The organism is Sphingomonas taxi, from assembly GCF_000764535.1.
Lineage (GTDB): Bacteria > Pseudomonadota > Alphaproteobacteria > Sphingomonadales > Sphingomonadaceae > Sphingomonas > Sphingomonas taxi.
The window spans coordinates 102,829-116,776 of the sequence record NZ_CP009572.1 but is presented as its reverse complement, the minus strand read 5'-3'; the positions used below and the strand labels follow the sequence as shown (position 1 = coordinate 116,776).

General features: G+C 67.4%; 14 protein-coding genes. 5 read left to right on the top strand and 9 right to left on the bottom strand.

The features are described 5' to 3' along the window. Positions 1-46: 46 nt before the first annotated feature. Positions 47-943: an AraC family transcriptional regulator gene (locus MC45_RS18070; protein WP_041394108.1), complete on the top strand. Its 897-nt coding sequence runs from the start codon at positions 47-49 to the stop codon at positions 941-943. A gap of 6 nt (positions 944-949) precedes the next feature. Here MC45_RS18070 and MC45_RS18065 read toward each other — a convergent pair whose 3' ends face one another. The 5 genes from MC45_RS18065 to MC45_RS18045 all read right to left on the bottom strand — a co-directional run bounded on the left by MC45_RS18065 (position 950) and on the right by MC45_RS18045 (position 5,127). Beyond that, entirely contained in the window at positions 950-1,294 is a 345-nt protein-coding gene (locus MC45_RS18065) for an MmcQ/YjbR family DNA-binding protein (RefSeq protein WP_052075869.1), read from the bottom strand. Between the two features lie 4 nt (positions 1,295-1,298). Then, entirely contained in the window at positions 1,299-1,619 is a 321-nt protein-coding gene (locus MC45_RS18060; RefSeq protein WP_137897773.1) for a Rap1a/Tai family immunity protein, read from the bottom strand. A 652-nt stretch (positions 1,620-2,271) separates the two neighbouring features. Beyond that, a complete protein-coding gene (locus MC45_RS18055) occupies positions 2,272-3,396 on the bottom strand; it encodes a catalase family protein (RefSeq protein ID WP_041394106.1) in 1,125 nt (374 codons plus the stop codon). A 73-nt stretch (positions 3,397-3,469) separates the two neighbouring features. Further along, complete coding sequence (locus tag MC45_RS18050) at positions 3,470-4,042, bottom strand: DUF4142 domain-containing protein (RefSeq protein ID WP_169742578.1); 573 nt, start codon at positions 4,040-4,042, stop codon at positions 3,470-3,472. Between the two features lie 86 nt (positions 4,043-4,128). After that, the gene (locus MC45_RS18045; RefSeq protein WP_081974590.1) at positions 4,129-5,127 is read right to left on the bottom strand and encodes an AraC family transcriptional regulator; all 999 of its coding nucleotides are present in this window, start codon (positions 5,125-5,127) and stop codon (positions 4,129-4,131) included. Positions 5,128-5,442: 315 nt separating this feature from the next. On the opposite strand from MC45_RS18045, the gene MC45_RS18040 reads away from it, so the two are divergent. Next, the gene (locus MC45_RS18040) at positions 5,443-6,243 is read left to right on the top strand and encodes an alpha/beta fold hydrolase (RefSeq protein ID WP_041394102.1); all 801 of its coding nucleotides are present in this window, start codon (positions 5,443-5,445) and stop codon (positions 6,241-6,243) included. 161 nt (positions 6,244-6,404) lie between these two features. Here the strand turns inward: MC45_RS18040 and MC45_RS18035 are convergent, their stop codons facing one another. Further along, on the bottom strand, positions 6,405-7,181 hold the full coding sequence (locus MC45_RS18035) for a hypothetical protein (protein ID WP_245640932.1): 777 nt from the start codon (positions 7,179-7,181) through the stop codon (positions 6,405-6,407). 36 nt (positions 7,182-7,217) lie between these two features. Further along, complete coding sequence (locus MC45_RS18030) at positions 7,218-7,493, bottom strand: hypothetical protein (protein WP_081974588.1); 276 nt, start codon at positions 7,491-7,493, stop codon at positions 7,218-7,220. A gap of 380 nt (positions 7,494-7,873) precedes the next feature. Here MC45_RS18030 and MC45_RS18025 point away from each other — a divergent pair, with 380 nt between their 5' ends. The 3 genes from MC45_RS18025 to MC45_RS18015 all read left to right on the top strand — a co-directional run bounded on the left by MC45_RS18025 (position 7,874) and on the right by MC45_RS18015 (position 12,373). Next, a complete protein-coding gene (locus MC45_RS18025; protein ID WP_156143939.1) occupies positions 7,874-9,949 on the top strand; it encodes an ATP-binding protein in 2,076 nt (691 codons plus the stop codon). A gap of 184 nt (positions 9,950-10,133) precedes the next feature. Next, positions 10,134-11,948: a putative bifunctional diguanylate cyclase/phosphodiesterase gene (locus MC45_RS18020; protein WP_041394100.1), complete on the top strand. Its 1,815-nt coding sequence runs from the start codon at positions 10,134-10,136 to the stop codon at positions 11,946-11,948. Between the two features lie 53 nt (positions 11,949-12,001). Beyond that, positions 12,002-12,373, top strand: coding sequence for a response regulator (locus MC45_RS18015; protein WP_052075865.1), 372 nt, complete (start codon positions 12,002-12,004; stop codon positions 12,371-12,373). A 24-nt stretch (positions 12,374-12,397) separates the two neighbouring features. On the opposite strand, the gene MC45_RS18010 is transcribed toward MC45_RS18015, so the two are convergent. Further along, positions 12,398-13,138, bottom strand: coding sequence for a TorF family putative porin (locus MC45_RS18010; RefSeq protein ID WP_041394098.1), 741 nt, complete (start codon positions 13,136-13,138; stop codon positions 12,398-12,400). Then, complete coding sequence (locus MC45_RS18005; RefSeq protein WP_041394096.1) at positions 13,135-13,587, bottom strand: hypothetical protein; 453 nt, start codon at positions 13,585-13,587, stop codon at positions 13,135-13,137. Before MC45_RS18005 ends, MC45_RS18010 begins: the two co-directional genes overlap by 4 nt. Between the last annotated feature and the right edge of the window lie 361 nt (positions 13,588-13,948).

The following is a 13,948-nucleotide window of genomic DNA, read 5'->3' as shown; positions in this document are numbered from 1 at the left end:
CAGCGATGCGCTTGCGGGCATGGCGGGATGCGGACACACAAAGGCGATGACCCGGATCACCGACCTCGCCGCCCTCGTCGCGCGGCACATCACCCGCACCGGCATGGTGAGCACGGCGGTGAAGCGGCTGTCGCTGTTTCGTGCCGACGAGCCGACGGTGCCGCTGCCTGCGGTCTATGACGCGTCGCTTTGCCTGATCGCCCAAGGCGCCAAGCGCGTATCGCTGGCGGATCGCAGCCTCGTCTACGATGCGACGCACTATCTGCTGGTGTCGGTCGACCTGCCCTTGGTCGGGCACGTGACCGAGGCCAGCGCCGAGGCGCCCTATCTGTGCTGCAAGATCGATATCGACCAAGTAGCGCTGGCGGACCTCATCCTCGCCGCGGGTGGCCGCGCGCCGAAGGCCGATTTGCCGGCGCTGGCGGTCTATCGCAGCGACGACGACCTGATCGATGCGGCGATCCGGCTGGTGCGGCTGCTGGAACGGCCCGAGGATATTCCGACGCTGGCACCGCTGATCGAGCGCGAGATCCTCTACCGCCTGCTCAGCGGCCCGCACGGCGCCGCGCTCCGCTACATGGCGGTCGCCGACAGTCATCTCAACCAGGTGAGCCGCGCCATCGCGCTCATCCGCAACGGCTTCGACCGGCAATTGCGCATCGGCGACATCGCCGCGGCCGCGGGGATGAGTCCGTCGTCGCTGCACGAGCATTTCAAGGCGGTGACCAAGATGACGCCGCTCGAATATCAAAAGCAGCTTCGCTTGCAGGAGGCGCGCCGGCTGATGCTGTCGGAAGGGGCGACCGCGGGAAGCGCGGGCTTCGCCGTCGGCTATGACAGCGCGTCGCAGTTCAACCGGGAATATGCCCGCCTGTTCGGTGCCCCGCCGCGCCGGGATATCGAGCGGCTGCAGACCAGCGGCAGCCTGTTGATGCCGGTGTGACGCGCGTCACGGCCGTTCGCCATAGCCGCGGCGCTGGGCGATGGTGGCGCGGTCCCACCAGGCGCGGGCGAGCAGCGTGGCGATGCGCTCGGTCGCGATGGTGCCATAGCGGACGAGGATCGCCGGCCAGCCGCGATAATGATCCGTCTCCCAGAAGGTCGCGGGGTCGGTGTCGATCAGCACCTCCTTGTCGGGAAGAGCGACGTGGAGGACGAAGCTCGCCGGGTCGGGGGCGGTGGTGGCGGCGAGCATCCGGCCGCGGAACAGCAACGCCGGGCGGCCATAGCGGCTGCCCTGCTCGACCCCGGGCAGCGCCAGCCCCGCCGCGACGACCGCCGCCCAGTCCTTCATGCCGTTACTTGCGTTTGCACGGGAAGGCGTCGCGCAGCGCGTCGCGGATGACGAAGGCCGGGGCGGCAGCGGCCTTCTTGTGCTTGCGCAGATATTTGCGGGCCGAGGCCAGCACCTCGATATTGGATGCGCGCGCCGGCGACGGGCAGATCTGGCGGGCCAGCGACAGCGTGTCGAAGACGCCGAGAATATAGCCGGTGCAGAAATTGGAGGTCGGGTCGTTGTCCTTGCCGCGGCATTGCTCGACGAGCTGGCCGGTGGTCAGCGCGCTCACCACCACCGGTCGGTCCGCCGCAGCCAGCAGGGCAAGCGTGAGCATCAGCATGATCGTTCCTTCGCATGACCGCCTCCGGTGCCGGGGCGCAGCGGCAGCCTAGGTCAGACCGGCAGCCAGCAAAAGAAGGATCGGTGGCGCGAACCCGTTATCCTCAAGCGGTCGCGCCGAGATACGGGGCCGGTGAGCGAATGGTCAAATCGTACGCTAAGGGGCCATCCTTGGCGTGTCATTCCGCCCGGAGCCGGGATCGATTGGGGTCCATCGATCACGTGACGGGTTAGGTGACATCGCTTGATGCCGATCGAGCCGGACAGGCGCTTCGTCACCCATAGGCCCGATTGCGGAGCGTCCCGTTTCTCCATGTCCGACGGGCAGTTTCGGGAAAACTCTGTCGGGAACACATTTCGGGAAAGCCGCCCGCCCGCGACCTACGGGATTGGCCGAAACCTCTGATGGTCTCCCTCAACCTTCGTTTGCGGGATGGCCGCTTCCGCCCAGACCCGGTCATTCAATGACCTGCGACCCGCACCCTGCTTCGGACATTCGTTCACCAAGACGATCGGCCATCGGTAGCTTGGATGATCACGATCCAGTTGCCAGTGATCGGACGCAGGTTCGGACCACCTCGGATCACGTGCGCGATCTTCACTGCTTATGGGTTTGAGGCGCCGAATTATGCTCCAGCGCCTCAGGTCTGCGCTCAATCGATCGTCATGCCCTGCGTCGGCAAGTCTCCAATCGCCCGAAGCTCGTGAACCGGACAGCCGTTTCGCTCGCCCCTGAACTGCACTGAGCGCTCGTAGGTCGGTTTGCGAGCCCGGTTGACGCCGCCGATCGGCTGATGAGCCGTCAGGCCGTGCCACGGGCTATATGCGACCGCCTGCTCCTGATGCTCGCTAAGGCCCCGCTCCCAGCCGAGCTGCGCCAACACAGTGAGCCGTGCGACGGCCACGTAAGGGCTCACCTTCTCGTCCCAGACCACCGAGGTATCCTCAACCGGCATCTTCTCTAGATCAGTGCAGAGCTGGACGCGCACCTCCCAGACGCTGTCCTGCTCGATCAGCACCTCTCCCATGTCCTCGCGCAGGGCATCGGGACGGCCGGAAGTATCGACCTTGCTGCCGGCGAGCTCGGTCAGGTTGATCGAAATGGGCGCGACCGACAGCTTGGCGATGTAGCCACCATGCCGCAACGGCACCTGTGTGTAGTAGGTCTCGCCGAGCGGATGGGTGTTAGGTGCGCCGCCCAGCGTTTGGATCGTCGGGCTCTGGATGCCAACCGTCTCCAATGCCGCATCAAGCGTCTGCATCGTCGCCGACAGCCCCTTCTTCAGGCCCTCGCCAACATCAGTGGTCTTAGCGAGCATCTTGAGGTTGGCGAGGAACGCCTTGGGCGTCGGCGACGCGAATGCCGGGCCGTTGACCAGGATGAAATCCTGGGTGGTGTCGTTCTCCGATCCAGGCAGCCGCTCGCCGGGTACATCGAACAGCTTGATGGCAAGACCCCGCGGCACGCTGACGCTGTCGTCGAGGAGGTCGCCGGGCAAAGTCGAGAAGCGCAGCAGGGCGTCATAGCTGCCGGGCGTCGAGAACAGCCCCTGGGCGAGTTCCGGCGCAATTCCTGGCAGCACCTCAAGCTTGCCTTTTACGATTGCGTGGCCCTTGGCATGAACGCCGCGAACCGCGGTGCCATAATCCTTGGCGGTCGTTTCCTGGATAAGGCGGATCTGCTCGTTCAACCCCTGGATCGTCTCGGCCTCGTCTTCAGCGCGGACTTCGACATTGGGGGTAAATGGAACAGGCGCGTGTTTGATGTCGTCAGGCATCGCGGAATCTCCAATTTTAAAACGGAGCTGATGGGGGAGGTCTCCTCCGGCGAAGAGGAGACCGGTCTTCTCGTCAGACGCGGAGTTCGTGCGCGATACGCTGCGTGATCATCGTATGCTCCTTGAACGTCGCCAGCGCGAGCGTCGCGAGATGGCGTCCGTGCATCTCCATCATGTCGCTCGTATTCGCCGCGCTGGCCAGGTAGGCGGTGGCGAGATCGCGCAGAAACACGTGGTTTTCGTACTGAGCGTCGATGTACGCGCGGTCGAACGCCGCACCGGGTGCCGCCGAGCGAATCTTGTCCAGCGTCGCCTGCGCCTTGGCGTCCAACGGCGGCGGCGTATTGCCTAGCTGCTTCAGCACGGTCGTGACGGCGACCGCCTCGGTCAGCTCGAAACCGGCAAACTCGCGCGCGTCGGCCTTCCGCGCCCGGTCAACTGCGATCTGGCTGGTCGCCAGTGACAGCATTGCGGGGCCGAACACGCCCATTTCGAATTGAGTGTGCGTGCGCGTGCCGGAGACATCAGGCATCGGCATCATGGCCGGGTCCGTTTCCACTCGGCGCTGCTGCGCCATCGCCATGACGGGAGCGGCGACTAGGGCAGCGGCGGCCCCGGTCAGAATGGTGCGGCGATCGGTAATCATGGGCAATCCTCTCATGGTGACCAAAGGCACACATGCGCGAGGGTCTCTGGCAGGACGGCTCGTCGATTGAGCCGTTCCCTAGTCGCTCAAGGATTGGACAGCGAGGCGGTCAATCTGGACGATCGGTGACTTGCAGACGATTGATCTGCGTCGTCTGGATGTATCGGCGACGGGAGCGGTGCCAGCCGGTACGCCGATGGCAACATGGCATAGGTCGCTTCGAACGCGCGAGAGAACGGCCGCGATCCGCCATAGCCTACGCTTTGAGCAATGGCCTTGATCGGAAGGTCGGTAACCCTGAGCAACCGCGCCGCCACCCGCAACCGCGCCTTTTGCACGAAGTCGATCGGGCCCTGGCCGAAGGTGCGCGAGAAATGATCGGAGAACGACGCCCGGCTCATGCCGGCGAGATCGGCAAGGCTGCCCACACTGTGGTTTGCCCCGGGTCGCTCGATGATGGCGGCGATCGCGCGGGCAAGCCGGGGGTGATGGAGCGCATCGAGGACGCTGGACCTGTCCGCCTGCGACCAGTGCCGGCGCAGAAGCGTGATGAGCGCCTGCTTCATCAGCGCCTGACACATCGCCTGAGTCCCCAGCCCGGCGTTGGTGACCTCGTGGCGCATGGCATCGATGATCGCAGCCGGCACGCCGCTTGCCGCGCGGTCGTCGGCCACCGGCCAGCGCATCAGGTCGAACAGACCGAGCGCCGCCTGGTCCGGCGCGGACAGCGCGGCGCACAGCAGCAGTGTGTCGTCGGCGCCGTTGCCCGCGGTGAACTCGACAAGGCCGTCACCGATCAGCTCGCACTTGTCGGCCGCAGCGCCGGTCGCGGCGGTTACATCAGCGTCCCCGACCCAGTGTGGCTGCAACGCCGGCACGACCAGGACACTCGATGGAGCAAATGGAACCGGCGCCCTCTCGCCAGCCTGGACATGTCCCGATCCGCGCAGCACGAAATGGACCGTGACCGCCTTGAACACCGGAAAACTCATTCGCCAACCGGACTGGATCCGGCACACTGAAAAGGCATGCGGCGCCACCTCGAGGGCGGTCAGCAGACGATTGAGGGTCGGATCGATTGGCATGGACCCTCAAGACGCTTCAGCACACCGCAACGTTGCCGCGACAAAGGCTGACCGGTCCGATCGAAGCGGCACATCTGCCGTAGTCGAGATTTCCACACGGCATCTAACTCGATTTATCAGGCCAAAGAAATCCAGAGGCGACGTCCAGGTCACCTCCAGCGCCTTCGAGCAGTGAACGCTTGTAATTGGACATTTCAAAGGGCCGATCTCGCCGCTGCGAAAACTTCTCCCTTGAGTCAGCAGTTTCGTGATGGCCGCTGGCCCCACGCACCGGCCGTGATCGTTGAGCTGTTTCAATAAGACAGGTGATCCGAGATGAACCATATCCAGCGCGGCACCGGTCGCAAGCTGTTACTGATCCACGGCTTGGGAGGTAGCTGGCAATCGTGGAGCACCGTTCTGGATGGGCTCAGCGTCAGCCGCACAGTAATCGCGGTCGACCTCCCCGGGCATGGCGCGACGCCGGTCGAGCACGATAGCGGTACCTTTGACGGCTTGGTCAGCAGCGTGCAGCGTTACATTGAGAGCAACGAGCTGACGGGGATCGATGTCGTCGGCAGTTCGATGGGCGCGCGATTGGTGCTCGAACTCGCTCGGCGCGGTGTCGTCGGAAACGTCGTCGCGCTCGATCCGGGCGGGTTCTGGCGCGGCTGGGAGCGTGCCTTCTTCAAAATCACCATAGGCCTTTCGGGCCGCTTGTTGCGGGCGATCCGGCCCGGTCTGCCGATGCTCAGCCAGAATGCTGCGTCACGCACCGCACTGCTGGCCCAGCTGTCCGCGCATCCGTGGGCGCTCGATCCGGAGATTGTGGGAACTGAGCTGAAGGGTCTTAGCCTGACCCCGACGTTCGATGCGCTGGTCGATAGCCTTGCGTCAGGTCCCGAGCAGATCGGACCCGCGGCCGATAGCACCGGCCATATCGTGATCGGGTGGGGCAAGCATGACAGGCTCTGCCTGCCAAGGCAGGCGGCGCGGGCAATGGCGGCGTTTCCCTCCGCGCAACTGCACTGGTTTGAGTCAAGCGGCCACTTTCCCATGTGGGACATGCCCGCAGAAACCATCCGAGTTATCCTTGCCGCTACACAAGCAACAACGAATGACGATGCTGCCAGATAATCAGCTCGCATGACCCACATCCGGTCATCCGCGGCCTCTTTTTGGCTCCCCACCTTCTACCATTCATTCATGTTGGCGGCGGAGCAGGTGCTTAGCCTCAGCCCTGCCGACTGCCCAGCCAGCTTTCCCAAAAAGGATCCCAATCGAGACGGTCGCCGTGCTTAGCTTACGCTTTCAACCATCCTCCCATCGGCCCCCAGATAGGGCAGCAGCCGCAGCCGGGGGAAGACGTCGTCGAGCGGCAGCGTGTCGGGCAGGATGTAGACGATGCCGCCCTTCTTCTGGAACAGCGGCCGCAGCGACTTGATGTAGAAGCTCGTGCCGACGTTGATGCAGCCGAAGCTGATCCGGTTGTCGTCAGGGGTCGGCGACAGCAGGCGGTCGACGCGATGCTCGCTCTTGTGGGTAGTGATCACCGCGTGCAGCGCGACCGAATTGGCATAATCGACCCAGAGCACGCGCTGGTTGCCGAAGGCGCGGCCGAATTTGGCGACGAACCGTCCCGCCGGCGTCGTCCGCTCAACGGGGCCGATCTCCTCGAGCCGCTTGGCGCCGATCCCCGGCGAGGATTCGTCGCCGACGCCGACCCCGAGCAGCACCGGCGTCTCGCCGAGGAATTCGCCCTTGGCGCTGAACAGGAAGAGCGATGCGGTCGGCTTGTCGATCACCGCATAGGGCAGGCCGGCATTGTCGTGCGCTGCGGCGACCCAGGCGATCACCCGGTTCGCCGCGTCCGAACGCGGTAGCGCCGGCACGACCACGGGCGCGACGGGTTTCGCGGTCTTGGCCTTGGTTTTGGCCTTGGCCGCCGCCTTGGCGCGCGGTGCGGTCTTGCGCGCACCCGGCTGCGGCGCGATCGCCGCAGCCGGGACGCTCAGTGCGAGCGCGACCAGCACGGCGAGCGCCGTGCGGCCGCGACGGGACAGCCCTGTCGACACGATCTTGTTCAGCAGAGCCGTCCGGTGCCTTGGTGCTTAACCGCGGGGACGGCGGGCGCGCTGCTGCGCCTGCTGCTGGACCTGCTGGTCAAGGCCATCGACGCGGCCGTTGAGCTGGTCGATGCGCTGGCCGTTCTGCTGCGCCTGGCCCGCGGCGGCCTGTGCCTGGGCGAGTGCCTGGCCCGAGGTGCCCTCGACCGTGCGCAGACGGCCGTCCATGCCGTCGATGCGGGTGTTGACGGTGGCGATCTGCTCCCGGACGAACCCCTTGGTCGCGCAGCCGCCGAGCGCGGTGGCACCGACCAGGATCACGACAACCGCGGAAGATTTAGGGAAATTCAGACGCATATACTCACCTTTCCAACATGGATCGCAGGAGACAGCTCAGGCTCGGCGCCAATTGACAATCGATATCAGGCAAGACGTGCGCGTTATGCGGCGGGAGTCGGGCGACCTCGGAGCGCCGATCGGGCCGATTCATCGGCTGCGGCGGACCCGACGACGCGTTTCATCCTGTCGCGACATCCTGCTGTTACGGGGCTTTAACGATCCGTCGCCAGGATCGTTGCAATCGGCCGCCCGGCCGATCGCGATCAGGCCATCCACGTGGTTTCACGCTGTTTGTCTCGTCGCGTTCGCCGGGGGGAGATGATAAGGGTCAGGCGGGACCCGCTCCCACGAAGGAACCGATAGTGCCCCAGGGGCGAGAGGTCAGTGCGCTGCTCCGCGAAGCGAGCGAACGGCTTGGTGCCGCCCGGTCGATCGCTGGGGTGGTCGAGGCGCTGCGGCTGACCGCGCGCGACGCGCTCGACGCCGAGGGGATCGCGGTCGCGCTCAAGGACGGCGACCAATGCTATTACGTCGCCGAGGATGCGATCGGGCCGCTGTGGCGCGGCAATCGCTATGCCGCCGACAGCTGCGTCTCGGGCTGGGTGATGCGTCATCGCCAGACGACGGTGATCGCCGACGTGCGCACCGATCCGCGCGTGCCGCAGGACGCCTATCGCGCCACCTTCGTGCGCAGCCTGATCATGGCGCCGATCGGCACGCCCGAGCCGGTCGCCGCGCTCGGCGCCTATTGGTCCGATCCCGGCGACCATGGCCCCGAGGTGATCGACCGGTTGCAGATGCTCGCGCAGCTCGCCGGCACCGCGATCGAGAATGCGCGGCTGATCCACGCGATGGAGGAAAGCGAGCGGCTGCGTACGCTGACGCTCGACGCCGGGCGGATGGGCACCTGGGCGCTCGATGCGCTCGGCCACCGGCTCGAGACGTCGGAGACGTGCCGGGTGACGTTCGGCCGCGATCCCGCCGCGCCCTTCACCTACGAGGATTTCGAGGCCGCGGTCGCGCCGGAGGATCGCGACCGGGTGCGCGCGGCGATCGAGGCCAGCCTGGCGCAGGGGGGCGACTATCACGTCGAATATCGCATCACCACGCCGGCCGGCGACCAGCGCTGGATCGAGGCGCGCGGCCGCCCGGCGCTGCTGCTGGGCGGCGGGGTCGAGGGCATGGCCGGCGTGACCATCGACATCACCGAGCGCAAGGTGATGGAAGAGGCGCTGCGCCGCGCGGCGAGTTCGCTCGAACAGCGGGTGGAGGAGCGGACCCGCGAACTGGTCGAGACGCAGGAGGCGCTCAAGCAATCGCAGAAGCTGGAGGCGATGGGATCGCTGACGGGCGGCGTCGCGCACGACTTCAACAATCTGCTGACCCCGATCATCGGCAGCCTCGACATGCTCCACCGCCGCCAGATCGGCGGGGAGCGCGAACAGCGGCTGATCGCGGGCGCGTTGCAGTCGGCGGACCGGGCGCGCACGCTGGTGCAGCGGCTGCTCGCCTTCGCGCGCCGGCAACCTTTGCGCCCCGAGCCGGTCGCGCCGTCGGCGCTGATCCATGGCATGGCGGATCTGATCGGCACGACGCTGGGGCCGCAGATCCGGTTGCAGCTCGATATCGCCCCGGCGCTGCCGCATGCGATCGCCGATCCGCAGCAGATCGAGATGGCGCTGCTCAATCTGGCGGTCAACGCGCGCGATGCGATGCCGGGCGGCGGCCGGCTGACCGTGTCGGCGCAGCGCGGGGAGAATCCGGCCGCGGCGGGGCTGGCGCCGGGGGCCTATGTCGTCATCCGCGTCACTGACACCGGCACCGGGATGGACGCCGACACGCGCCGGCGCGCGGTCGAGCCGTTCTTCTCGACCAAGGGCGTCGGCCGCGGCACCGGGCTCGGCCTGTCGATGGCGCACGGTCTGGCGTTGCAGCTCGGCGGCCGCCTGACGATCGACAGCAGCGTCGGCGAAGGCACGTCGGTGGCGCTCTGGCTGCCCGCCGGCGCGGCAGCCGTGGCAGTACGCCCGGCGCCGGGCGTTGCCACCGCCGCGGTCGCCGGCACCGTGCTGCTCGTCGACGACGAGGATCTGGTGCGGGCGTCGACCGCCGACATGCTCGTCGATCTCGGCTTCGAGGTGATCGAGGCGCGTTCGGGGAGCGAGGCGCTCGCCCGTCTGGACGAGGCCGGCGCGATCGACCTGCTCGTCACCGATCATCTGATGCCCGGCATGACCGGGGTCGAGCTGGCGCGGGAGATCGTCGCGCGGCGGCCGGGCCTGCCCGTCCTCGTCGTCTCGGGCTATTCGGATGCGGTCGGCCTCGCGGCCGATCTGCCGCGGCTCGAAAAGCCGTTCCGCCAGGCCGATCTGCTCGCCGCACTGACCGGGGTGCTGGCCGGGCCGGCGCCGGCCGACCGCCAGCTCGCCCATTCCTGAGCGGAGCCTTTACCTTTCGTTAGGGAATAAGCGTCAGTGATCCTGACGCTCGGTGCCCCCCAAGGCCGGGTAAATGCCTCGCCCGACGCCGTCCAGGCGCGGCGAGGCGTTTCATGGCGGCTCGGCGACTGCCGGCGGTCGCCCGCCACACATATTTAAGACATTGTTTCTAATCCAAATCACAATGAAACCGCGCGCGAACGACGTCGAAGACGCCCGGCTGGATGCCCTCGCCCAGCTCAAATTGCTGGACACCCCGCCGAGCGAAAGCTTCGATCGCATCACCCGCATGGCGAGCCAGATCTTCGGCCTGCCGGTAGCCGCCGTCTCGCTGACCGATCGCGACCGGCAATGGTTCAAGTCGCGCGTCGGCATCGATCATTGCAGCATCCCGCGCGACAAGGCGCCGTGCGCCGCGGTCGCGGAATCGACCGTGCCGCTGGTCGTCGAGGATCTGCTGGCCGACCCTCATTACGCCGACAGCGTGCTGGCACGCGCGGGTACGCGTTTCTACGCCGGCGCGCCGCTGATCACCAGCGACGGCTATGGCCTGGGCGCGCTGTGCGTCCTTGGCACCGTGCCGCGGCAGGTCTCGCCGGCCGAGCTGGCCGGGCTGGTCGATCTTGCCGCGATGGTGATGGCGCAGATCGAGTTGCAGCATGCCTTCGGACGGATCGATCCGATCAGCGGCCTGCCGACGCGCAACCAGTTCCGCGACGATCTGACCGATCTCGCGCGCGACCGTGGCGGCGAGCCGCGCTTTGCGGTGGTGGTCGATCTCGCGCGCGACGACCAGATCAGCCGGATCACGCGCGTGATGGGCGGCACGCGCGTCGACGAGCTGATCCGCGAAGCGGCGCGCTCGCTCGCCCGGATGCTCGGGCCGAGCCGGACCGTCTATCACGTCGGAGCGGCGCAATTCGCCTTCCTGTCGCCGCCCGACACCGAACAGGCGGCCTATCTCGACGTGCTGCAATCGGGGTTCGCGCTGATCCGCCGATCGTCCTCGGCACGCTTCGTCACCAGCGTCGCGATCGGCGTGCGGCCCTTCGTCCTCGGCGACGTGCTGCCCGACGACGTGCTGCGCGGCGCGGCGAGCGCCGCGCAGGATGCGCGCCGCGCCGACGGGTCGATCGCGCTCTACTCCGCCGCCAACGACACTGCCCACCAGCGCCAATATCGTCTGTTGCGCGATTTCGGCGCGGCGCTGGAGGCGGGCGACCAGTTGCGGCTGGTCTATCAGCCGCGGCTCGACATGGCGAGCGGCCGCTGCCTCGGCGCCGAGGCGCTGCTGCGCTGGCGGCATCCGCAGCTCGGCGAGATCTCGCCGGCCGAATTCATCCCGATCATCGAACAGACCTCGCTGGCGCGGCCGACGACGCAATGGGTGCTCGATGCGGCGATGGACCAATTGGCGCATTGGGACCATGCGGCGATCGCGCAGACGCTGTCGGTCAACATCTCCGCCGCCAATCTGACCGAGGCCGATTTCGTCGCGCGCGTCCAGCGCGGCCTGGCGCAGCGTGGCCTGCGTCCCGACCGGCTCGAGATCGAGCTGACCGAGAGCGCGATCATGGCGCAACCCGATCAGGCGCTCGCCATGCTGCGCGAGCTGGCCGCGGCGGGCATCTGCCTGGCGATCGACGATTTCGGCACCGGGCACAGCAGCCTCGCCTATCTGCAGCGGCTGCCGGCGCGCGTGCTCAAGATCGATCAGGCCTTCATCCGCAACCTGACCGGTGCGCAGGGACCCGATTTCGTGCTGGTCGAGACGATGATCGGCCTCGCCAAGAAGCTCGGCTATCACGTCGTCGCCGAGGGGATCGAGACCGAAGCCGCGGCGACGGTGCTTACCCGGCTCGGCTGCGACGAGGCGCAGGGCTTCTGGTTCGCGCGGCCGATGGAAGCGGGCGACTTCGCCACATGGCTGGCGGACCATCGCGATCGGCAGATTGTCGACAGTCAGACGGCCGTCGCCTCGCAAATACCGTTACACTAACGGAACAATCCTGCTTTAACGGCATTTTCTAAGCGGTTAGCTGGAAGTCCCTAATGCCGCACGTCTTGATCATCGAGGATTCCTATCTGTTCGGTCAGTTCGTGTGCGATGCCGCGATCCTCGCGGGTGCACGCACCGTCGAGGTGGCGGAGACGGAGGCCGAGGCCGAACAGGCGGCGACGCGTCGCGTGCCGGCGTTGATCGTCGCCGACGTCCGGCTGCGCCGTGGCACCGGCGTCGCCGCGGTGCGGCGGATCACCGGCGCGGGCGGTCCCATCCCCGTCCTCTATGTCACCGGCCATCCCGAGGGCTGTCACGGCTGCCCGTCCGCAGGCGCGGTGATCCAGAAGCCGGTGTCGCACGACCGGCTGCGCGATACGATCCAGCGCTTCATCACGCGACCCGTCCGGTCCGTCACCCACTGACGGACATCGCTCCGGCCGGTGGGATCAGAAGGACAGTTGCGCGCGACCGACCAGCCGGTCACCCGCGTGGCGCGCATCGGCGAAGCGGGTGCTGGCGTCCGCCTGCGCGACATCGGTACCGATATAGTCGATGCCGAAGGTCAGCCGGTCGCGGCGATGCTCGACGCCGAGCCGCCAGTCGACATAGCTGCCGCCCGGCCGCAGCCGGTCCGCGCGGGCGGGATCGGTGACGCTGCCCGAGGAATGGCCGAGCCCGGCCAGCAGGGTGAACGGCGTGCCGGGGATGCCGGCGTTGGCGTCGGCGCGGACATGCACGTTGCTGCCGCCGATCGCATCCTGCGACGGCGCGACCGCGACGCCGAGCGTCGCGTAGATCGGGCCATAGCCATAGCCTGCGGTGGCGCCGAACTCGACATAGTCCATCCGGCCGCGCGCACCGGCGAACAGATGGCCGGTCGCGGTGGCGTCGAGCCGGATCGCGCCGAGGTCCCAGCCGGTGCCGGTGGTCAGATCGACGACGGCCTCAGCGCCGGCATGGCGCGGACTGTCGCGCAGCGTCACCGCGCGCACCGACGCGTCGAGCGCGCCGCGCGAGCCAAGCAGCTCGCCGGCGACCGCGGCGCGGCCGCCGCTCCAGCTCAGTCCGCGCCGCACCTCGTCGCTCGTCACTTCCGCGCTCGCGGTCACGCCGGCGGAGGGCACGTCCTGCGCCGCGGCGGGGGCCGCCGCGGCGAGGGTCAGCAGCATTGCCCGCATGCGCATCATCCGGTGCGTTCCGCCCCGTGCAACCGGTCGAGTTCGGCCCGCAAGGCGGCATGATCCTCTTCGGCGACCGTCACCAGATGGCGCTGCATGTCGCCGGCGCGGCTGGCGACCTCCTCGCTGATCGCGGACCGGTTGGTGATGCACCAGCCCGGCCGGGTGCCGGCGATCGCGGGCGTATCGGCGATATGGCGGGTCATGCTGGTGCCGCCGGTGCCGGTCGCGTGGCGGGCGACGGTCATCTTCGCGGTCCAGTCGCAGCGCAGCGTCGCGCTGCGACCGCCGCCCGTCGCGGTGCCGACCTGCTTGTGGTGGATCGCGACATCGCCACGATAGGTGACGGCGACGCGGCCGCTATGGTGATCGAGCTGCGTGCGATGATCCACGGTCATGCCGAGCGTGGCGCCGGCAGCGCCGAGCGCCAGACCGGCGAGCAGCATATAGGCCATCATGTCTCTCCTTGCGGCATCCCGGCCTGTCCCGGCCGGTGATGCGGATGTTGTTGGACCATGGTCCTACAATTCCGGGCAAGGGGCTCGGGTTGCGGCACTGGCAGCCCGCAACAAAATGTAAGACGGGCGCAGCATCGGCAGCGGCGATCGGCCGTCGTCGGTGCACCGCGGCATCGGATCTGCGCACGCCTCGACCCGCATGATTGCGCGATTGGTCGCCATACGTTCGCCTCTCCCAGGTCTACGCCAGCCATCCGGACGAGAGGTCGGGAGAGCACGGAAACAGACGGCGGGCAGTTCCTGTTTTTTGCACACCCTACACGGCGGGCCGTGGCGCCAAGCGTTTGGGAAAAAGCGGTAA

Excerpts from the sequence above, each read along its gene's own strand:
- MC45_RS18070 (WP_041394108.1), top strand. The coding sequence starts at position 47 with ATGACCCGGATCACCGACCTCGCCGCCCTCGTCGCGCGGCACATCACC.
- MC45_RS18065 (WP_052075869.1), bottom strand. The coding sequence starts at position 1,294 with ATGAAGGACTGGGCGGCGGTCGTCGCGGCGGGGCTGGCGCTGCCCGGG.
- MC45_RS18060 (WP_137897773.1), bottom strand. The coding sequence starts at position 1,619 with ATGCTGATGCTCACGCTTGCCCTGCTGGCTGCGGCGGACCGACCGGTG.
- MC45_RS18055 (WP_041394106.1), bottom strand. The coding sequence starts at position 3,396 with ATGCCTGACGACATCAAACACGCGCCTGTTCCATTTACCCCCAATGTC.
- MC45_RS18050 (WP_169742578.1), bottom strand. The coding sequence starts at position 4,042 with ATGATTACCGATCGCCGCACCATTCTGACCGGGGCCGCCGCTGCCCTA.
- MC45_RS18045 (WP_081974590.1), bottom strand. The coding sequence starts at position 5,127 with ATGCCAATCGATCCGACCCTCAATCGTCTGCTGACCGCCCTCGAGGTG.
- MC45_RS18040 (WP_041394102.1), top strand. The coding sequence starts at position 5,443 with ATGAACCATATCCAGCGCGGCACCGGTCGCAAGCTGTTACTGATCCAC.
- MC45_RS18020 (WP_041394100.1), top strand. The coding sequence starts at position 10,134 with ATGAAACCGCGCGCGAACGACGTCGAAGACGCCCGGCTGGATGCCCTC.
- MC45_RS18015 (WP_052075865.1), top strand. The coding sequence starts at position 12,002 with ATGCCGCACGTCTTGATCATCGAGGATTCCTATCTGTTCGGTCAGTTC.
- MC45_RS18010 (WP_041394098.1), bottom strand. The coding sequence starts at position 13,138 with ATGATGCGCATGCGGGCAATGCTGCTGACCCTCGCCGCGGCGGCCCCC.
- MC45_RS18005 (WP_041394096.1), bottom strand. The coding sequence starts at position 13,587 with ATGATGGCCTATATGCTGCTCGCCGGTCTGGCGCTCGGCGCTGCCGGC.